The organism is Dankookia sp. P2 (assembly GCF_050632255.1).
In the GTDB taxonomy this organism is placed as follows: domain Bacteria; phylum Pseudomonadota; class Alphaproteobacteria; order Acetobacterales; family Acetobacteraceae; genus Paracraurococcus.
The window spans coordinates 5230528-5248916 of the sequence record NZ_CP192581.1 but is presented as its reverse complement, the minus strand read 5'-3'; the positions used below and the strand labels follow the sequence as shown (position 1 = coordinate 5248916).

Sequence of the window (18389 nt, the reverse complement as noted above, 5' to 3'; positions counted from 1 at the left end):
CATCGGCAGCGGGCGTCACGCCGAGAGGAAGTCCAGCGCCGCCAGCGCATGCACGCGTGCCACCTGGCGCAGCTCCTCGACCAGCACGTATTCGTCCGCTCCACCCATGTTATGCGGGGTCGGGCCATAGACCACGGTCGGCAGCCCGGCCATGCGGAACCAGCGGGCATCCGAGCCGCCGACCCGCATGTTGACGACGCAGGGCCGCCCAGCACCTCAGCAGCGGCGGCGGCGGTGCGACGGACGATCTCGTGCGAGGGGTCGGTGTGGTTTGGCTCGAAGCGGCGCAGCACCTGCCAGGTGACGCCCTCCCGCCCGCCGAGCGCCGAGGCCAGCGCCGCCTCGGCCATGGCGCAGGAGACGCCGACCGGCAGGCGGATATCGATCCCCGCGCGCGCCGTGGCGGGCACCAGGTTGGTCGAGGTGCCGCCCTCGATCCGGCCGATATTCACCGTGACGCTGCCGAGCACATCGGCCTCGCCGGCGCCGGCCAGCGCCTCGCTGACCGGCTTCGCCGCGGCGATCGCCGCCGTCACCGCGGGCGGCGCCTGCGGCACCAGCGCGCGCAGCCGCGCACCGCATCCAGCGCGGCGCAGAGCCTATCGAGCGCATTGACGCCAAGATGCACATGCGCGCCGTGGCTGGCGCGGCCCGTCGCCTCGACCTCGATCCAGAGGAAGCCCTTCTCGCCGAAGCGCAGCACGCGCGGGCTGCCGGCATCGCCGATGATGACTGCGTCGCCCACCGCATGCGGGATATTGTCCATCAGCCATTTGGTGCCGAGCACGCCCATCGACTCCTCGTCGCCGGCCAGCGTCAGCACCGCCTCGCCGCGCCAGAGCGCCGGGTGTTCCGCCAGCAGGGCCAGTGCGAGGATGGACGCCGCGATGCCGCCCTTCATGTCCGCCGTACCTCGGCCATAGAGCTTCGCCTCCCGCAGCAGCCCACCGAGCGGCGGCACGGTCCAGGGCAGCGACTCGTTCACCGGATAGGTGTCGAGATGGCCGTTGAAGACCACCCGGCGGCCGGGCGCATGGCCGCGCACCCGCGCCACCACATTGGTCACGGTGTCGGAGGTCGCATGCAGCCTGACCTCCGCGCCCGGCACCGCCGCGCGGATCAGAGCCGCCGCGGCCTCGGCGCAGGCGCATGTGTCGCCCGGCGGGTTGGGGGACGGGACGGCGACGAGCCTCTGGGTCAGGGCAACGACGCGGTCGGCCTCGGCGGCGGCGCGGGCGGCGAAATCGGTACGGGTCATGCCGGGCAGAATGCCCCAACACGACGTCGCCGTATGCCCTGCCGCGATGCCGCCGTCAGCCGAGCGTGGCGTCGATCTCGCGCGCGGCGCGCGCGCCGCTCTCCAGGCGCCGCCGACGGTGCCGGCGATGCGGGTATGGCAGGCCTCCCCGGCGAAGCGCAGCCTTCCTCGGCCAGTGTCGCGTCGCGCAGCGCGGCGCGGGCGCCGTAGCAGCCGACCCGGGCATGGCTGTAGGCGCCGAGGAAGTGCGGATCGGTCGCCCAGCCGGTCGCCACCGCGCCGGGAGCGAAGGTGCGCGAAATCTCGGCCGCGCCGAAGTAGCGGGCCAGTTCGGCCCGCGCGAAGGCCTCGACGGCGGCCGGGCCCTCCCGTGCCAGATCCCAGGCCGCCGCGCCGCCGATGAAACCCACAGCATGGTCGCGGCCCCAAGGCCAGAGCATCCAGGACATCGGGTGGTCGCTTTGGCCTTCCACCTGGCGCCCGAGCCGGGCGAAGGCACCCAGGCCCAGCCGCCCCTCCCCGCGGCCCGCAGCGCGACCGTGCTCAGCAGTCCCTGCGGAAGGCCGGCGATCGCCTCCTGGACTGGGTTCGGCAAGGCCGGTTCGAAGCGGATGCCCTGCGCCGCCAGCACGCCGGTCGAGACGGTGACGATCGCCGCCCGCGCGCGCAGCACGCCCCAGCGACCTTCCGCCGCCACCCCGGCACCGGTCCAGCGCAGCCGGGTTACCGGGGCACCGAGGGTTACCGGCAAGCCCTCGCCCAGGCGCGCGACCAGCGTGCCGAACCCCTCGGCGACCTGCAGGTTGGCGCCGTCAAGGCCGGTCGCAATGTAGTCGCGCAGGCTGAAATCCTCGGCCTCGACGCCGGAGATGATGCTGCTGAACCAGTGGGAGATGGTGGCGTCCCAGGGCCCGTCCCGGGGTACCGCCGCGGCCAGCGGGATGTCGGGACCGCCGGCCGCATCGCGCGCCTCGGCCGCGTCCTCCCAGGCTTCGCAGGCCGCATCATGCGCGGCGCGTTCGGCGGCGGTGGCCGGGCGGCCCTCGAACAGCAGGATGTCCCGCACCCGGCGCCGCTCGTCACGCAGGGTGAAGCCGAGATCGCGGGCGATCGGGGTCAGCGGGTTGCGCTCGGCGACATGGATCCAGGAGGCGCCGTGGTCGAAGGGCGCGCCGAGCGCGGCGCTCTCGGTGAAGGCGCGGCCGCCGATGCGAAGGCCGGCTTCCAGCAGCCGCACCGTCCGGCCGCGCGCCAGGAGATGCCGCGCCGCGGCGATTCCGGCGGCACCGGCGCCGACCACCAAGACATCGACCTCGGGACTCATGCCCGGGTGCGGAACCTCACGGCCTCGCCGGGGCCGGGCTCCGCCGCCAGGCGCCCCTGGCGTTCCAGCCGGCGCAGGTGCGCCAGGGTCTCGCCGACGGTGAAGCCCATCTGCGGCAGCTCCCCGGTCGCGCGCGGAAACAGGATCTGCGCCGCCTCGAAGGCGGTCAGCGGCTCGCGGCAGGCCTCGGCCAGCGTGTCCAGCCGCTCGGCATGGTGGCCGGCGAGCTGGTCCAGCCGGCGGTGCAGGGTCGAGAACGGCTCGCCATGCGAGGGCAGCACGAAGGTGTCCTCCGGCAGCGGCCGGAAGCGCTCGTTGCTGGCCAGGAAGTCGCCCAACGGGTCGGCCTCCGGCTCCCCCGGATGCAGGCCGATATAGGGCGAGATGCGCGGCAGGATCTGGTCGGCCGAGATCAGCACGCTGCGCTCGGCGCAATAGAGCGTCGCCATGTCTGGCGCATGCCCGGCGCCGGTGACGACGCGCCACTCGCTGCCGCCGATGGTCACGCCGCGGCCGTCCTTCAGCGCGTGGAAGCTGCGCGGCAGCTCGCCCACGGCCCGCTGGTACAGCGCGCCGCGGCCCTCTACGAAGGAGAGGTATTCGGGCGGGCATCCGGCCCTGGTGTAGTGCGCGACCTGCTGCGCCATCATGTGCGGCCCGCTGTCGTACCAGAGCGCCCGCGCCATCAGCCACTCGATCCGGGTCATCATCGGCAGGATGCCGAAGCGCTCGCAGAGCCAGCCGGTCAGGCCGATATGGTCCGGGTGGAAATGCGTCACCAGCAGCGCGGTCAGCGGCCGGCCGCCGAGCTGCGGCTGCGCCAGCACCTGCTCCCACAGCTCGCGGCTCGCGCGCCCGGCGACCGAGGTATCGACCGCCAGCCAGCCGCCATCGTGTTCGAGGAACCAGATGTTGACGTGGCTCGGGGGAAAGGGCAGCGGCATGCGGGCCCGCAGCAGGCCCGGCTGCAGCACCCGGACCTCCCCCGGCGCCGGCACGTCGGGGGCGAGATCACGGGGTGCGTCGGGCATTCCGGGGGGTCTCCGCCGCTGGCGATCGGGCCAGGCTCAAGCTTTTTGGGGGACCGTGGGGCACGGCCGACCGGAGGATAAGAGAGGCCTGGCGGAATTGTCGATCCGCCCTCACCGCTATCTATCCGGACACAAATTCGCCTCTCACGCGATTTCGAAGAGCGATCGTTCACCGTTGGGTCCAAGGTGCCGCGCGACAGCACCGGGCGCAGGGCCGGGTGCGACGGGAACAGGCGCCCCAGGTTGGGCTATTCCGAGACGATCCACCCCGTGCCGATACCGCTGGGGGCCAAGCCGGCGTCGCGTGCGGCTGCGCGGCACCGCCCGCTGCGGGCCTCCGGCCTGCTGTTCCTGGCGGCCATCCTGCTGCCGCTGGCGCTGCTGCCGCTCGGCCGGCTGGTGCCGACCCTCGGGGCGGAAGCGGGCGACCTCGCCCGGCAGGCCGCCATTGCCGCGGCCCAGGTGGCCAGCAGCCTCGGCCGGCAGGGCGATGCCTCCCACGAGGCCGCGGCCGACCCTGCGCTGCTCGTCACCGCCCTGACCGGCGCGCCGCCGCCAGGCGGGATCCGGTTGGCGATCCTGGGGCCGGATGGCCAGTTGCTGGCCAGCGCCTTCGGCGAGGCAAGCTCCGGCGCCACCCCTTCCTGACCGCAGAGCATGCGGTGGCCGGCTGGCCACTGCGGGTGCTGGCGATCCGCACCGCGCCGCCACCGCAGGACGGGCTGGTGCCGCTCGGCATCGCCATGCTGGCCATGTTGGCGCTCGCTTTCGTGGCGCATCGGCGGGAACGGCGCGCCCTGGCAGCCGCGGCAACGGAGGAACGGCGGGAGACCCTGCGAGCCGCCGCCCTGGCCGAGAGTGAGGCGCAGCTTCGCCTCGCCCTCGCCGCCGCAGAGCTCGGCTGCTGGAGCTGGGACGAGGCGGCGGACCGCGTCGCCTGGGACGCCCAGGCTGCGACGATCCTTGGCTGGTGCCCGTCCGGTCCCGTCGGCATGACGGCACTGCGCGACTGCTGTCGACCCGGCGGACCGGGCGCTGTTCGATGCGACGATCGCCCGGGCGCGGCGCAGCGGCGACCCGGCGCAATGCGCGGTCCGGCTGCGCCCCACGCCCGGCATGGCGCCGCGCTGGATCGAACTCCGCGCCCAGGCGACCGCCGGGCTCGGCTGCCCCACCTGGCACGGCGCTGCTCGCCGACGTCACCGAACGCCGTCTGGTGGAGGAGCAGCAGCAGCTGCTGCTGCGGGAAGTCGATCACCGCGCCAAGAACACCCTGGCCGTGGTTCAGGCACTGCTGCGGCTGACCCGCACGGAGGATGCCGGCAGCTTCCTGCCCCGGGTGGAGGCGCGCATCGCCGCCCTGGCGCGGGCCCATACACTGCTGGCCCAGGCACGCTGGCAGGGCGCCGGGCTGCGCCGCCTGGTAGAGTCCGAGCTTGGCCGCCATGTGGCGCCGAATACCGTGTTGCAGCTCACCGGCCCGCCGGTGATGCTGGCCGCGGTCGCCACCCAGCCGCTGGCCATGGTGCTGCATGAGCTGGCGAGCAACGCGGCGCGCTACGGCGCGCTGGCGCAACCCGGCGGAACATTGACGATCAGCTGGAGCGTGGCCCCGGCGGGCTGGCTGGAACTGGTCTGGGCGGAAAGCCTGGCCGCCGCACCGGCCGAAGCGCCGCCGCTACGCGGCATCGGATCCCGCATCCTGGAAGCGACTGTGCAGGACCAGCTGGGCGGGCCGCGTAGCGCGGGAATGGACGCCGGCCGGGGTGCGCTGCGCCATCCGCCTGCCGCCGAAGCTGCCTGCGCCCCGCTCCCGCCGAGGCGGCGGCCTGACCGGCGCCTCGGCGGGTCAGCCGTGCGCGTGCTGGAGCAGGGACTCGAGATACCGCCCATAGCCGCTGTTGCGCAGCGGTTTTGCCACGTCCAGCAGTTGGGCATCGGTGATGAAGCCCTTGCGCCAAGCCACCTCCTCGGGCGAGGCGACCTTCTGGCCGGTGCGCTTCTCGATCGCCCGGACGAATCTGCCGGCCTCCAGCATGCTGTCATGCGTACCGGTATCGAGCCAGGCATAGCCGCGGCCGAGGCGCGCGACACGTAGCGTGCCTTCCTCGAGATAAACCTTGTTAAGGTCGGTGATCTCGTACTCGCCGCGGGCCGAGGGCGCGAGGGCGCGGGCGATCTGCGGCGCGCGGCCGTCATAGAAGTAAAGGCCGGTCACCGCCCAGTCGGATTTCGGCTTGGCCGGCTTCTCCTCGAGCGAGAGGGCGCGGCCATCGGCGTCCGAATCCGCGACGCCGTAGCGTTCCGGATCGGCGACCGCGATAGGCGAAGACCGCCGCGCCCCTGTCCGCGACCGCATCGGCCATGCGATTGTCGAGCTCATGTCCGTGAAAGATGTTGTCGCCCAGCACCAGGGCGGAGGGACCGCCGGCGAGGAATTCCTCGGCCAGCACCAGCGCCATGGCGATGCCGTTGGGCTTCTCCTGGATCTGGTATTCGAGCTTGATGCCCCACTGACTGCCATCGCCGAGCAGGCGCTGGAACAGCGGCATGTCATGCGGCGTGGAGATCACCATGATCTCCCGGATCCCGGCCAGCATAAGCACCGACAGCGGATAATAGACCATCGGCTTGTCGTAGACCGGCAGCAGCTGCTTGGAGACTGCGAGCGTCGCCGGATAGAGCCGGGTGCCGCTGCCGCCGGCGAGGACGATGCCCTTCATGCTCCGGTATCCTTCATGAGTTGGTCGAGGCAGCGCTCCAGCCCCTCCCGCCAGTCGGCGGGCGGGATGCCGAGCACCGTCGCCGCGCGGCTGCAGTCGAGCCGCGAGATCAGCCGGCCGGCGGGCCGGGGTCGGGTAGTCTGCGGTCGTGATCGCGGTAAGCTTCGGCGCCCGCTGGCCGCGCCGGGCGGCGGCCTCGAAAATCGCCTGGGCAGATCCGTACCAGGTCGTATAGGGCGCGCCGGTCAGGTGGGTAACGCCGAAGGCCGGGTCGCCCGCCGGCGCCGCGGCGAGTCGAGGCAGCAGCGCGACGGCGGCATCGGCCAGGTCGGCGGCGAAGGTGGGCGCACCATGCTGGTCGGCGACCACGCGCATCTCCGGCCGTTCCTTGCCGAAGCGCAGCATGGTCTTGACGAAGTTGCCGCCGAAAGGCGAGCAGACCCAGGCGGTGCGGAGCGTGACAGAACGGGGCTGCGCGAGATGCAGCAGCAGCTCCCCGGCAAGCTTCGAGGCGCCATAGGCGCCGACCGGGTCCGGCGCGTCGGTCTCGGCATAGGGCGCGTCCTTGGCGCCGTCGAAGACATAGTCGGTGGAGTAGTGGACCACCGGGATGCCGGCGCGGGCCGCCGCCTCGCCCAGCAGGCGCGGGCCGGTGGCATTGACCGCGAAGGCCAGGGCGCGCTGCTCCTCGGCCTTGTCGACCGCGGTATAGGCGGCGCAATTCACCACCGCCTGCGGCTGGACGCGGTCGAAGGCAGCGGCGACCTGGGCGGCATCCGTCAGGTCAAATCCGGGCGGCTCCAGCGCCAGCGACTCGTGCCCCGCCGCGGCCAAGCGCGGCAGCAGCTCGGTGGCGATCTGGCCGGTTCGGCCTATGACGAGGACGCGCATCAACCGGCCTTCGCCGGCAGCAGCCCCAGCCGCTCGCCGGTGTACTTGCCCTCGCGCAGCGGCCGCCACCACCAGCCATTCGCCAAGTACCAGTCGATCGTACCGGCGATGCCGCTCTCGAAGCTCTCCTGCTGGCGCCAGCCGAGCTCGCGCTCGATCTTGCTGCAGTCGATGGCGTAGCGCTGGTCATGGCCGGGGCGGTCGGTGACGAAGCGGATCAACTCCCGACGCGGCCGCGCCGCCGGCCGGCGCTGATCCAGCACGTCGCAGATGGTCTCGACCACCGCCAGGTTGCGGCGTTCCGCCCGGCCTCCGATGCAGTAGGTTTCGCCGACCCGGCCGCGCTCGACCACTGTGATCAGAGCGCGGGCGTGGTCCTCCACATGCAGCCAGTCGCGGATGTTGCTGCCATCGCCATAGACCGGCAAGTCGCGGCCTTCGAGCGCGTTGAGGATGACCAGCGGGATCAGCTTTTCAGGGAAGTGATAGGGACCGTAATTGTTCGAGCAATTGGTGACCAGCACCGGCAACCCATAGGTCTCGTGCCAAGCGCGCACCAGATGGTCTGAGGACGCCTTGCTGGCCGAATAGGGCGAGCGCGGGTCGTAGGCCGTGGTCTCCGAAAACGCACCTATCGGACCGAGCGAGCCGAAGACCTCGTCGGTCGAGATGTGGTGGAAGCGGAAGGTCGCCTTGGCCGCGCCGTCGAGCGAGGCGTGGTAGGCCCGCGCCGCTTCCAGCATGCAGAAGGTGCCGTGGATATTGGTCTGGATGAAGTCGGCCGCGCCGGTGATGGAGCGGTCGACATGGCTCTCGGCCGCCAGGTGCATCACCGCGTCGGGGCCGAACTCCGCCATCGCCGCGCGCATCCGCGGCAGGTCGCAGATATCAGCCTCAAGGAACTGGAAGCCGTGCTTCCCTCGCAGTCGCAGATCGAGCGACGATCGCCGGCATAGGTGAGCTTGTCCACCACCAGCACGGTGGCGCCGCGCTGCTGCACGAGAAGCCGGGTGACGGCCGAGCCGATGAAGCCGGCGCCGCCGGTGACCAGGATACGCATGGTGCTGGGCCTCAGTCGAAAGCGGTCGGCAGGTCGCGCAGCCGCGGGGCACGCCGGTCCTTGTCGGACAACTGCACCATGGCGGCGTCGAAGGGCCAGGGCAGCGCAAGGTCGGGGTCGTCCCAGGCGATGCCGCGGTCGCAGTCCGGGGCATAGAGATCGGTCACCTTGTAGGCGACCTCGGTATCCGGGCCGAGGGTGCAGAACCCATGCGCAAAGCCGGCGGGAATATAGAGCTGCTGCGCATTCTCCGCCGTCAGCTCGACCGCGACATGCCTGCCGTAGCTGGGCGAGGAGCGGCGAATATCCACGGCGATGTCGAGGATGGCGCCACGCAGCACGCGGACCAGCTTGGCTTGGGCATGCGGTGGCAGTTGGAAATGCATGCCGCGGATGGTGCCTGGACGGGCGGAGAGCGAATGGTTGTCCTGCACAAAGACATCCGAGATGCCGAGCGCGGCGAAGTCGCGCGCGCTGTATGTCTCCAGGAAGAAGCCGCGATGGTCGCCGAAGCGTCGCGGCGTGATCAGGACCGGACCCGCCACCGCGAGGCGCGTCGCGGTGAATTGCCGGATGCAAGTTGGCCGGGCTGGCGCACACCTTCGCTCATGGCCATCTCAGTCATCTGTCGCGCGTGCACCCGTCAACCCCCGTGGAACTGGTTTCGACCGCAAACAGGCTTGATGTGTGGAGCCGCCAAGGGGTTTGCCCAGCTTTGGCTCGCTCTGTAATTGAACCCTGAGTGAAGTCAAATTCAAGGGGAGTTCAGTGGTAGGAGCACCCTTGCATCCTGGGAATGGCGGCTTCTGCTTAACTGCGTCTTAACCCCGTCGCGCAATCCTGTCGCTTCTGGCCCAGGATCGGGCCGTCGCCACGGGGAAAATCTCCATGCCGCTGAATTCCGTGAACACCAATGTCGGCGCCATGGTCGCGCTGCAGTCCCTCAACCGTACCGCAGACGAGCTCTCGGCAACCCAGAAGCGCATCTCCACCGGCTATCGCGTGGCGGATGCCAGGGATGACGGCGCCGCCTTCGCCGTGGCGGAACGCATCCGTGGCGACATGGCGGCGACCAACTCCGCCAACCAACAACTCGGCGGCGTGAAGGGCTTGCTCGAGGTCACCAACTCGGCGTTGCAGAACGTCTCCACCACCCTGCAGAAGTTGAAGGAGATCACCGTCAAACTCGCCGATGGCACCATCACCGCGGAGCAGCGCACCCAGTATCAGTCCCAGGCCAAGCAGCTGACCAACAACGTGCAGGCATTCATCCAAGACGCCAGCTACAACGGCCTCAATATCCTTGACGACGCGACCGCCACGGCGGTGAAAGTCATCACCAGCGGCAGCGGCACCTATTACAGCTTCAGCAGCTACTCGGCGCAGGCGCAGGTCTTCGATGCTATCTCCGGTGCGAACACCTGGACAGCGGGCGATGCCGCGGCGGCGCTGACCGCGACCGGCGCGATCGGCGCGGCGATCACCAACACCCTCACCCAGCTCAACAACTTCGGCTCCTACGCCAACTACATCGACAACCAAATCACCTACAACAAGTCGATCCTGGACGCGCAGGAAAGCGGCCTCGGCGCGCTGGTCGATACCGACATGGCAAAGGAAAGCGCGCGGCTGCAGGCGCTGCAGATTCGCCAGCAGCTCAGGCACCCAGGCGCTTGGCATTGCCAACCAGGCGCCGCAATCCCTGCTCAGCCTCTTCAAGGGCTGACCACGGCGCGGCGGCGCTCAGTCGCGGCGCAGACCGACCGGGCCAGACAACGGCGGCAGAGGCGTGCTGCTGCTGGGAGAGACCAAGCTCGGCGCCGGTGGCGGCAGGGCCAGAAGGCGGCTCGGCGGTACCGAGAGCGGCACACTGGCCGCCCCGGGCGCCACCGGGGCGGCCGGCGGGAAGGCGGAAACCGGCGGCAAGGCTGCCACAGGTGGCAGCGCCACCGGCGGCAAGGCGACCGGCGGCAAGGCGACCGGAGTGGTCTGGGCAGGCGCCGGCCGGGCCGGCGGATCGGCACGGCGGGCCGAGCCCTCGCCGCTCAGGACCGGCGCGTTCGCCGGCTCCAGCAGGATCATGGCGGACGCGTCGGGCGGCGCCGGCAGGGCCACCGCGCGGCCGGCAATTCCAGCGCCGTTCAGCACCGCGGCCGCTTCGGGCCGCACCAGCAGCGTCCGGGACGTGACCGGGGTCGGCGCGGCGATAGGCGTGGGCGTCCGTCCGGTGCAGCGAAACGCCAAGTGATAGTCATCCCGCCCCATCTGGGTGCCGAGGACCAGGGTCTGCCGGCCCTGCCCAGCGCAATGCGCCGCCGCATCCTGCAACCCGCGCTCGGTCGCGGCTGGCAGGCTCGGGCCGCTCACCGACAGGCTCAGCACGCCGTCCTTCCCCTCCATCACGCCGGTGGAGCGCGATCCGCACGCACCGGAGCGCCAGGGCGCCGACCATCATCCCAGCCGCCCAGCCCCGCATTCCCCGGCTACCCTTCCAACACCGCGCCGGGTGGCTCTATAGCGCAACCCACAGAAGAACGCGGGAGGAAGATCGGATGCATCGTCTCGGCCGCCGGGCGGCGCTGCTAGCCGCCCCTGCCCTGCTGACTGGTCGCGGCATCCAGGCGCAGGAGGTTTGGCCCAGCCGCCCGGTCACCCTGATCGTCCCCTGGGCCCCCGGTGGGTCGAACGACGTCGCCGCGCGGCTGCTGGCCCCGGCGCTGGAGGCACGCTTCGGCCAACCCTTCGTGGTGGAGATCGGCCCGGCGGCGGCGGCAGCCTCGGCATGGGGCAGGCGGTACGGGCCCGGCCGGATGGCCAGACGCTGCTCGTCTCCTCCGCCTCCAACCACGTCTTCCACCCGTTGATCGCCCCGGCCCTCGGCTATGACGTGCAGGACGCGCTGGTGCCGGTGTGCATGCTGGTCGACGTGCCGAACGTCATCGCCGTCTCCAACGCCTTCGGAGTGACGACGATGCAGGAACTGATCGCCAAGGCGCGCGCCGCCAAGGGCGGCATCAGCTTCGGCTCCTCCGGCGTCGGTTCCTCCAACCATCTCGCGGGGGAGCTGCTGCGGATGCGGACCGGGATCGAGCTGACCCATGTGCCCTATCGCGGCGGCGGCCAGGCGATCGCCGACCTGATCTCGGACACGGTGCCGATGGTGGTGCTCAACCTGCCGACCGTCTTCGGCCCCGCCTCGGCCGGCCAGGTCCGGATCATCGCGGTCGGCTCGGCCGAGCGTGTCCGCAGCCGACCGGAGATCCCGACCGTACAGGAACAGGGCGTGCCGGATTACGCCGTGGCGGTCCTGACCGGGCTTTTCGCGCCGAAGGGCACGCCGCCCGTGGTGATGGAGAAGCTGGCGCCGGCGCTGCGCGAGATCATGGAAGTGCCGGCGACGCGGCAGCGGCTGGCCGATATGGGCAGCGAGCCGATCTGGATAGACCCCGCCGAGACCGCTCGCTTCGTGCGCGCCGAATACGACCGCTGGGCCCCGGTGGTGAAGGCCGCCAACATCAAGCCTGAGTAGCCGCAGGACGCCCCACATGGGGCGTCCCCTTCGGGCTTCAGGCCGGGACGGGCGCCGCCAGGCCGCCGGCATTGGCCCTTCTGGTCGGCCACCGCGGTGGCGCCGGCCAGCTTGCCGAAGACCGAGCCGTTGATGAGGCCCGACCCGCCCGGGTAGTTGAAGTAGAAGACACCGCCTACCAGCTCTCCGGCCGCATAGAGCCCGGTGATCGGCTGCTGGTCGGCATCCAGCACGCGGGCCTCGGTGTCGATGCGCAGGCCGCCGAAGGTGAAGGTGATGCCGCACCCGACCTGGTAGGCCTCGAACGGCCCCTCGTCGATCGTGTTGGCCCAGTTGGACTTGTTGACCGCGAGGCTCCTCGGTGCAGCGCCCGTCCTTGATGTTCGGGTTGAACGGCACGTCCTGCTTCACCGCGGCGTTGTAGGCGCGGATCTCCTCCAGGAAGGCCTTGCCGTCGACGCCTTCCAGCTTGCCCGCCAGCTCCTCCAGCGTGTCGGCCCGCACCTTGGTCACCTGCTTGATGCGGTACTCGTCGCGCAGCTGCTTGGCGACCTTCTGGTCGAAGACCTGCCAGGCGAAATTGCCCGGCTGCTCCAGCACCACGCGGCCGTACTTGGCGTAGGTGTAGTTGCGGAAGTCGGCGCCCTCATCCAGGAACCGCTTGCCATGGGCGTTGATCAGCACGGACCAGGGATAGCTGTGCTTCTGGAAGGCGTCGCCCACCGCCAGGTCGCCGTATTCCGGCGCGTTGAAGTCCCACTGCACCGCATGGCAGCCGGAGTAATTGCCGAAGGGGAGGCGCCGATGTCGAGCGCCATCTTGATGCCGTCGCCGGTGTTGAAGCGGGTGCCGCGCACTTTGGCGCTTGCCAGCCCGGGCCGAGGTAGCGGGTGCGCATCTCGGCATCGCCCTGGAAGCCGCCGGCCGCCAGGATCACCGAGGGCGCCTTGATGTCGTAGATGCGGCCGGGCGACTTCACCTGTATGCCCTCGACCTTGAAGCCGTCATAGAGGATCTTCTGTGCCCGGGTGGCGTAGCGGATCTCGATGCCGCGCTTCTTCGCCGCCTCGGTCTCGGCCTGCACCAGGCCGGGGCCGCCGCCCCAGGCGCAGACGGTCAGGCCGCCCCAGAACTTGAAGCGGCCGTCGATCTTGAAGGCCTGCTGGCCCCAGATCGGGGCGACTTCACGCCCTTGCCCTGCAGCCACTTCATCGTCTCGAAGCTGCGGCGCACCAGGATCTCGCAGAGGTCGGGGTCGGTGCGGTTGCGGGTGACGCGGAACATGTCGTCGAAGAACTGGTCCTCGGTGTAGGTGCCGAAATCGGTGATGGCGATCTCGGCCTCCGTCAGGTCCGGCATGATCGCCTTCAGGTCCTCGACGCCACGATAGGCGAAGCGGATGTTGCCGGCGGTGAAGCGGGTGTTGCCGCCGCTCTCCTCCTCCGGCGCGCGCTCCAGCACGACCACCCTGGCACCCTGCTCCTGAGCCGAGAGTGCGGCGCAGAAGGCGGCATTCCCGCCGCCGACAACGATGACGTCGAATTCCTCGGTGGCCATGCGGTTGGGTCCTTCTTGGCGCTTCTCTGTGCGCCCATGTCTACAGCCCTTGTCGGCCAAGTCCAGACCACCTGTTCGACGCCGGGACATGCCAGCGGGCTGCAACCCATTGAGCTCGAAGGCAATCTGCTCCACGGTGCCGCCCCCCGCTTCGCAAGGATGGCGGGGCAGGCTAGCGTCGCCGCATGCGCAAGCTCCCGACCTGGCGATCCCTCCTCTATGTCCCGGCCACCCGCGAAAGCTTCGTGGCGAAGGCGCATACGCGCGGTGCGGATGCGATCATCCTCGATCTGGAGGATGCAGTCGCCCCGTCCGAAAAGCCGGCTGCCCGGGCCGCCCTGGCCCGGGCGGTGCCAATGGTCCGGCAATCCGGCGCTGAGGTCTGCGTCCGCATCAACCGGCCGGTCAGGATGGCGGTGCTCGACATCGACGCCGCGGTGGCCGCAGGTGCCGATATGCTGGTGCTCACCAAGCTGATGGGCCCCGACCATGTCCGGCTGCTGGCCGAGCTTACCGCGGAAGCGGAAGCGACGCATGGCGTGCCGATCGGCCGCACCCGCTTCATCGGCCTGGTCGAAACGGCGGCGGCCCTGACGGCGATGGAGGCGATCGCCCGGGCCGATGAGCGGCTCGTGGCACTGGGTGCGGGCGGGGAGGATCTGGCGACCGATCTCGGCATGGAACCGACGCCAGACGCGCTCTATGTCCCGAAGATGCTGGCGGTGGTGGCGGCCCGTGCCGCCGGTGTGCTGCCGCTCGGCTTCGTCGGCACGGTCGCCGGGATCTCCGACATGGAGGCCTACCGGGCGATGCTGCGGCGGTCGCGGGCGCTCGGCTTCGCCTGCGCCAGCTGCGTGCATCCCTCGCAGGTGCCGATCGTGAACGAGGAATACGGCGCCCGGCCCGAGGAGGTCACCCGCGCCCGCCGCATGGTCACAGCCTTCGAGGCGGCGCTCGCCGAGGGACTCGGCGCGGTAAGCTTCGAGGGCCAGATGATCGACGAGCCGGTCGTGGAACGGGCGCGCGGCGATTGCTCGCACGCGCCCGGTAATCAGGTCCTATCCGGCCAGACGTTAGCGGCGCGGATTGCCGGTCACGCCGCCAGTCGCGGTGCCTGGCGTGGTGCTGCCGGTGGCGCCCTTCGCCTCGTTCTCCGGATGCGCACCGCTGATATTCGTGCCAGCCACCTCATCCACCCCGCGCGACAGCTTGGTACCCGGCGGGTTGCCAGGCGTGCCGTCCGGCGCGCTGGTGCCAAGGCTGCTGGTGGTATGCGTCTCGTTCTGCGGCCGCGCCCCGCTCATGTTGGTGCCGAGCGCGTCATCCGCCGCGCGCGAGAGCTTGGTGCCCGGCGGATTGCCCGGCGTGCCGTCCGGCGCGCTGGTCGACCGCGTGGTGCTGCCAAGGCTGCCACCGGTGGCGCTGCGCGTCTCGTTCTCCGGATGCGCGCCGCTAATGTTGGTGCCGAGCACCTCGTCCGTGCCGCGCGACAGCATGGTGCCCGGCGGGTTGCCCGGCGTGCCGTCGGGCGGGCCGCCGACCAGCGAGGCATCGGTACGCGTGCCCATCCCGGTGCGGGTGCCCATCTGCCCCGCCGCGGTAGTGGTGCCAACGCCAGCCGCAGTGCCAAGGCCGCTGTTCGGGCTGGCCGCATCGTCGTAGCCAGTCCAGCCGCCGGCGCGGTAGTCGGCGCCCCGCGTCTCGGCGCTGGCCGCGTTGTGCCGCTGCATAATCGACTCAACCTCGGCCGCACGGCTTTCATCCGCGCGCACGGTTACCAGATTGCCGCCGCGGCGCGCGCCTTCGGCGTAGACATGACTCTCCTCTTCCGAGAGACCGGAGCCGGTCAGCGCGCCAAGCAGGCCGCCCGCCGCCGCGCCGACGCCGGCGCCGGTGACGGCCGCCACAAGCCAGCCGGCGGCAACGATCGGGCCAAGGCCCGGGATGGCGAGCGCGCCGAGGCCGGCGAGCAGGCCGGCGCCACCGCCCACGAGCGTGCCGAGCGTAGCCCCGGTGCCAGCGCCGCTGCTGGTCTCCTCGGTGGTGTCGCCGGTGGTCGTGGTGGTAGTGCCATCCTCGCCGCGATTTGCAATCAGGCTGATGTCGTCGCGTTGGAAACCTGCGGCCTCAAGGTCGCGCACGGCCGAGGACGCGTCCGCGTAACTGTCGAAGAGACGCGCGATGGTGCGAGTTGCCGATGGGAAAACTCCGTCTCTGTTGGTTCAGCGGCCGACGTTCGGGACGACGTTGCCCTGGAAGTCCAGAGCGACACTCACTTGCTGCCCGCCACGCTGCGCGTGGCCGCGCCAGATGCCTTTGTCATCCTTTTGCAGGTCGGAGACATTGGTGAAGCCGGGCAGCTTCGATGCGGGACTTCGCCTGGCCTTCGGTGAAGCTGTTGGCACCCGCTGCCGGCGTGGTCGCGGTACGTGTGCCGTCATCAACCCGCGCCGCAGCATTGCTGTCGCTGGTCCGGTTCGGCGTGGTGGCACCGCTGTGCGTGTCCGGCACGACCGGCACGGCGACGCCGGGCCGCGTGCTGTCGTTGGTCGCGGCCCCGGGCGCGGTGCGGCCAGGCGCGGTCGAGGACGGCGCGGTGGTTGAAGTCTGGGCGTAGGCCGGGACGGCCGCGACCGCACCCAGCAGCGCCAGGCGGAGGAACGTCTTGCGCATCGTTGTTTCCCGTGTGGTGGTCTTGCGAGCCTGCCGCTCGCTTGCCACACCCTAACGAGACTTCATCGAAAGCGTTCCGTCACAGCCGGTCCGTGCCGAAAGTGTCACAGCGCTGGATGTCGCCGCTTTCGAGGCCGGTGCGGAACCAGCGCACCCGCTGGGCCGAGCTGCCATGGGTGAAGCTCTCCGGCACCACATAGCCCTGAGCGCGGCGCTGCAGCCGGTCGTCGCCCACGGCGGCAGCGGCGCCGATGCCGGATTCGACGTCGCCGGGTTCAAGGATGCGGCGCATCTGCTCGGTGTGGTTGGCCCAAATGCCGGCGAAGCAATCGGCCTGCAACTCGATGCGGACCTGCAGCGCGTTCGACTCCGCCTCACCCATCCCGCGCCGCTCCCGGTCGATCTTGCCAAGGATGCCGAGCTGGTTCTGCACGTGGTGCCCGACCTCATGCGCGATGACATAGGCGCGGGCGAGCCTCGCCGGGCGCGCCCAGCTTGCGTTCCATGTCGCGGAAGAAGGCGGTGTCGAGATAGACCTTGCGGTCGTTCGGGCAGTAGAAGGGGCCGACCGCAGTCTGGGCGAAGCCGCAGGCGCTCTGCGTCCCGCCGCTGAACAGCACCAGATTGGGCGGCTGGTACTGGCGGTTGGCGCGACGGAAGATGTCGGACCAAGCATCCTCCGTGGTCGCCAGCACCTGGGCGACGAAGCGACGGGCGCCATCGTCCTGGGCGGCTGGCGGGGCGCCGTGGTTCTCGGTCACTTGGGTCTGCGGCGGGGCTTCTTCGCCGCCCCCAGGATGACCCGTGGGTCAACCCCGAAGAACAGCGCCAGCAGCACCAGCGCCACGGTGCCGAGGCCGCCGCCGGCGACGCCGATCGGGATGCCGCCGCCACCGAAGCCGCCCCCGCCACTGCGGCGATCCTCGACATTCTCGCTCTCGCGTTCACCGTCCAGGCGCATGGCCCACCCCTTCTGCGTTGCGCAAGGAAAACGTCGACGCGCTGGTGAGGTTCCAACCCCCAGCAACCCTGCTGCGGCGGCTCCGTTAGCCGGCAGTGCTCGCCAAAAGCGGAAAAGCCTATGCCGGGGGCACCGCCACGGCCGATGCACCGCAGGAAGGGGTGTATTCATGCCATCATCCAACAGGCGAAGGCTGCTCGGGACCGCCGCACTCGGGGCCGGTGGGCTGGTCTCCTTCGAGCGGATCGCTGAGGCGGCGCAGGAAGCCGCCGCCACCGACCATGGCAAGCCCGGCGAGGGTGGCTTCGGGCGGCAGTCGATCCAACTGCCATCGGGCGCCAAGGTCGCCTACCACGACCCGAAGGACGTGGCGGCGATGCCGGATTTCCGCTTCTCGCTCGACGGCAACATACCCAAGATCACCTCCGGCGGCTGGGCGAAGGAGGCGACGGTCCACCAGTTCCCCATCAGCAAGGGGATCGCCGGCGTCCACATGTTCCTCAACCCCGGGGCGTCGCGCGAAGTGCACTGGCACGCGATCGCCGCCGAATGGACTTTCGTCATCTCCGGCCGCTGCCAGACCGTGGTGCTGGAACCCTCGGGCGCCAGCGAGATCAACAACTACATGCCGGGCGACCTTTGGTACTTTCAGAAGGGGCACGGCCATTCGATCCAGACGATCGGCGACGAGCCCTGCCACTTCATCCTCTCCTTCGACAACGGCGCCTTCTCGGAACACGGCACCTTCAGCATCACCGACTGGATCGACGTGACGCCGAAGGACATGCTGGCCAAGGAATTCGGCGTGCCGAAGGACATCTTCGACGCCTTCCCGAAGGGCGAGGCCTATATCCAGGCCGGGCCGGTGGTGCCGATCTCCGACGCGATGGACGCGCCCTGGCCGCGGGAGTCCACACACAAGTTCCGCCTGCTGCAGGACCGCCGGGCGGTGCGGGATTTCGAGGGCGGGAAGTTCTACCTGGCGACCAACGAGGAATTCCCGGCGCAGAAGAGCATGTCGGGCGGGCTGATGATCATCAAGCCGGGCGAGATGCGGAAGCTGCACTGGAACGTCAATGCCAATGAGTGGCACTACTACCTGAAGGGCAAGGGCCAGGTGGCGATGTTCGGCTCCGGCGGCCGCGGCAAGGTCGCCGAGCTCAATCCGGGCGACGTCGCCTACATCCCGCAGGGCTTCGGCCATGCCATCCGCAACACCGGGACCGAGGATCTGGAGATGGTCCAGACCTGGGACAACCCGCTGTTCGAGGAGATCGACCTCGACAAGTGGATCGCTTCCAGCCCGCGCTACCTGCTGCAGAACAACTTTGCCGGCGCGTCGCCGGAGAACATCGCCAAGCTGAAGCAGGGCTGACGTGGAC

16 protein-coding genes and 8 pseudogenes are annotated in these 18389 nt (G+C 70.3%); 9 read left to right on the top strand and 15 right to left on the bottom strand.

Annotated features, from left to right (window positions below):
* Nucleotides 1-15 precede the first annotated feature (15 nt).
* From ACQ86J_RS31190 to ACQ86J_RS31170, 5 genes and pseudogenes are all read right to left on the bottom strand, one after another.
* Nucleotides 16-189 carry a hypothetical protein gene (locus ACQ86J_RS31190; RefSeq protein WP_431272761.1) on the bottom strand — a complete coding sequence of 58 codons (174 nt, stop codon included), beginning with the start codon at nucleotides 187-189 and terminating at the stop codon, nucleotides 16-18.
* A 191-nt stretch (nucleotides 190-380) separates the two neighbouring features.
* Nucleotides 381-452: pseudogene (locus ACQ86J_RS31185) on the bottom strand (hypothetical protein); the annotation flags it as partial.
* 80 nt (nucleotides 453-532) lie between these two features.
* The gene (locus ACQ86J_RS31180) at nucleotides 533-1258 is read right to left on the bottom strand and encodes a M20/M25/M40 family metallo-hydrolase (RefSeq protein WP_431268544.1); all 726 of its coding nucleotides are present in this window, start codon (nucleotides 1256-1258) and stop codon (nucleotides 533-535) included.
* 55 nt (nucleotides 1259-1313) lie between these two features.
* A complete protein-coding gene (locus ACQ86J_RS31175) occupies nucleotides 1314-2582 on the bottom strand; it encodes an FAD-dependent oxidoreductase (RefSeq protein WP_431268543.1) in 1269 nt (422 codons plus the stop codon).
* On the bottom strand, nucleotides 2579-3613 hold the full coding sequence (locus tag ACQ86J_RS31170) for an MBL fold metallo-hydrolase (RefSeq protein WP_431268542.1): 1035 nt from the start codon (nucleotides 3611-3613) through the stop codon (nucleotides 2579-2581). Before ACQ86J_RS31170 ends, ACQ86J_RS31175 begins: the two co-directional genes overlap by 4 nt.
* A 270-nt stretch (nucleotides 3614-3883) precedes the next feature.
* Between ACQ86J_RS31170 and ACQ86J_RS31165 the strand changes: the two genes are divergently transcribed.
* The 3 genes and pseudogenes from ACQ86J_RS31165 to ACQ86J_RS31155 all read left to right on the top strand — a co-directional run.
* Nucleotides 3884-4261, top strand: a complete 378-nt coding sequence (locus ACQ86J_RS31165) for a hypothetical protein (RefSeq protein WP_431268541.1) — start codon at nucleotides 3884-3886, stop codon at nucleotides 4259-4261.
* 14 nt (nucleotides 4262-4275) lie between these two features.
* The gene (locus tag ACQ86J_RS31160; protein ID WP_431268540.1) at nucleotides 4276-4917 is read left to right on the top strand and encodes a hypothetical protein; all 642 of its coding nucleotides are present in this window, start codon (nucleotides 4276-4278) and stop codon (nucleotides 4915-4917) included.
* Nucleotides 4830-5036, top strand: a pseudogene (locus ACQ86J_RS31155) (HWE histidine kinase domain-containing protein); the annotation flags it as partial. The gene ACQ86J_RS31160 and the pseudogene ACQ86J_RS31155, both read left to right, overlap by 88 nt.
* 426 nt (nucleotides 5037-5462) lie before the next feature.
* Here the strand turns inward: ACQ86J_RS31155 and rfbA are convergent.
* The 4 genes and pseudogenes from rfbA to rfbC form a co-directional block, all read right to left on the bottom strand.
* Nucleotides 5463-6336, bottom strand: a pseudogene (gene rfbA, locus ACQ86J_RS31150) (glucose-1-phosphate thymidylyltransferase RfbA).
* A gap of 168 nt (nucleotides 6337-6504) precedes the next feature.
* Nucleotides 6505-7227: pseudogene (rfbD, locus tag ACQ86J_RS31145) on the bottom strand (dTDP-4-dehydrorhamnose reductase); the annotation flags it as partial.
* Nucleotides 7227-8287, bottom strand: a pseudogene (rfbB, locus tag ACQ86J_RS31140) (dTDP-glucose 4,6-dehydratase). The pseudogenes rfbB and rfbD, both read right to left, overlap by 1 nt.
* 11 nt (nucleotides 8288-8298) lie before the next feature.
* A complete protein-coding gene (gene rfbC / locus ACQ86J_RS31135) occupies nucleotides 8299-8832 on the bottom strand; it encodes a dTDP-4-dehydrorhamnose 3,5-epimerase (RefSeq protein ID WP_431268539.1) in 534 nt (177 codons plus the stop codon).
* A gap of 343 nt (nucleotides 8833-9175) precedes the next feature.
* Between rfbC and ACQ86J_RS31130 the strand changes: the two genes are divergently transcribed.
* From ACQ86J_RS31130 to ACQ86J_RS31120, 3 genes are read left to right on the top strand one after another with little or no spacing between them, the layout of a single operon-like run.
* A complete protein-coding gene (locus ACQ86J_RS31130) occupies nucleotides 9176-10873 on the top strand; it encodes a flagellin (protein WP_431268538.1) in 1698 nt (565 codons plus the stop codon).
* Nucleotides 10840-11151: a hypothetical protein gene (locus ACQ86J_RS31125; protein ID WP_431268537.1), complete on the top strand. Its 312-nt coding sequence runs from the start codon at nucleotides 10840-10842 to the stop codon at nucleotides 11149-11151. Before ACQ86J_RS31130 ends, ACQ86J_RS31125 begins: the two co-directional genes overlap by 34 nt.
* Nucleotides 11070-11816, top strand: a complete 747-nt coding sequence (locus ACQ86J_RS31120) for a Bug family tripartite tricarboxylate transporter substrate binding protein (protein ID WP_431268536.1) — start codon at nucleotides 11070-11072, stop codon at nucleotides 11814-11816. Before ACQ86J_RS31125 ends, ACQ86J_RS31120 begins: the two co-directional genes overlap by 82 nt.
* A gap of 200 nt (nucleotides 11817-12016) precedes the next feature.
* On the opposite strand, the pseudogene ACQ86J_RS31115 reads toward ACQ86J_RS31120, so the two are convergent.
* The 3 genes and pseudogenes from ACQ86J_RS31115 to ACQ86J_RS31105 form a co-directional block, all read right to left on the bottom strand.
* Nucleotides 12017-12094 (bottom strand): annotated as a pseudogene (locus tag ACQ86J_RS31115) (hypothetical protein); the annotation flags it as partial.
* A gap of 368 nt (nucleotides 12095-12462) precedes the next feature.
* A complete protein-coding gene (locus ACQ86J_RS31110; RefSeq protein WP_431268535.1) occupies nucleotides 12463-13023 on the bottom strand; it encodes an FAD-binding protein in 561 nt (186 codons plus the stop codon).
* Nucleotides 12933-13373, bottom strand: a complete 441-nt coding sequence (locus ACQ86J_RS31105; protein WP_431268534.1) for an FAD-dependent oxidoreductase — start codon at nucleotides 13371-13373, stop codon at nucleotides 12933-12935. The genes ACQ86J_RS31110 and ACQ86J_RS31105 overlap by 91 nt, the downstream gene beginning before the upstream one ends.
* A gap of 185 nt (nucleotides 13374-13558) precedes the next feature.
* On the opposite strand from ACQ86J_RS31105, the pseudogene ACQ86J_RS31100 reads away from it, so the two are divergent.
* Nucleotides 13559-14263: pseudogene (locus ACQ86J_RS31100) on the top strand (HpcH/HpaI aldolase/citrate lyase family protein); the annotation flags it as partial.
* Nucleotides 14264-14446: 183 nt separating this feature from the next.
* On the opposite strand, the gene ACQ86J_RS31095 reads toward ACQ86J_RS31100, so the two are convergent.
* Nucleotides 14447-15514, bottom strand: coding sequence for a hypothetical protein (locus ACQ86J_RS31095; RefSeq protein ID WP_431272597.1), 1068 nt, complete (start codon nucleotides 15512-15514; stop codon nucleotides 14447-14449).
* Nucleotides 15515-15738: 224 nt separating this feature from the next.
* Here ACQ86J_RS31095 and ACQ86J_RS31090 point away from each other — a divergent pair, with 224 nt between their 5' ends.
* Nucleotides 15739-15990 carry a hypothetical protein gene (locus ACQ86J_RS31090; RefSeq protein ID WP_431268533.1) on the top strand — a complete coding sequence of 84 codons (252 nt, stop codon included), beginning with the start codon at nucleotides 15739-15741 and terminating at the stop codon, nucleotides 15988-15990.
* A gap of 135 nt (nucleotides 15991-16125) precedes the next feature.
* Here ACQ86J_RS31090 and ACQ86J_RS31085 read toward each other — a convergent pair whose 3' ends face one another.
* Together ACQ86J_RS31085 and ACQ86J_RS31080 are read right to left on the bottom strand one after the other, a co-directional pair.
* The gene (locus ACQ86J_RS31085) at nucleotides 16126-16479 is read right to left on the bottom strand and encodes a neutral zinc metallopeptidase (RefSeq protein ID WP_431268532.1); all 354 of its coding nucleotides are present in this window, start codon (nucleotides 16477-16479) and stop codon (nucleotides 16126-16128) included.
* Between the two features lie 13 nt (nucleotides 16480-16492).
* Nucleotides 16493-17007: pseudogene (locus ACQ86J_RS31080) on the bottom strand (neutral zinc metallopeptidase).
* 169 nt (nucleotides 17008-17176) lie between these two features.
* Here ACQ86J_RS31080 and ACQ86J_RS31075 point away from each other — a divergent pair.
* Entirely contained in the window at nucleotides 17177-18382 is a 1206-nt protein-coding gene (locus tag ACQ86J_RS31075) for a cupin domain-containing protein (RefSeq protein WP_431268531.1), read from the top strand.
* Nucleotides 18383-18389 lie beyond the last annotated feature (7 nt).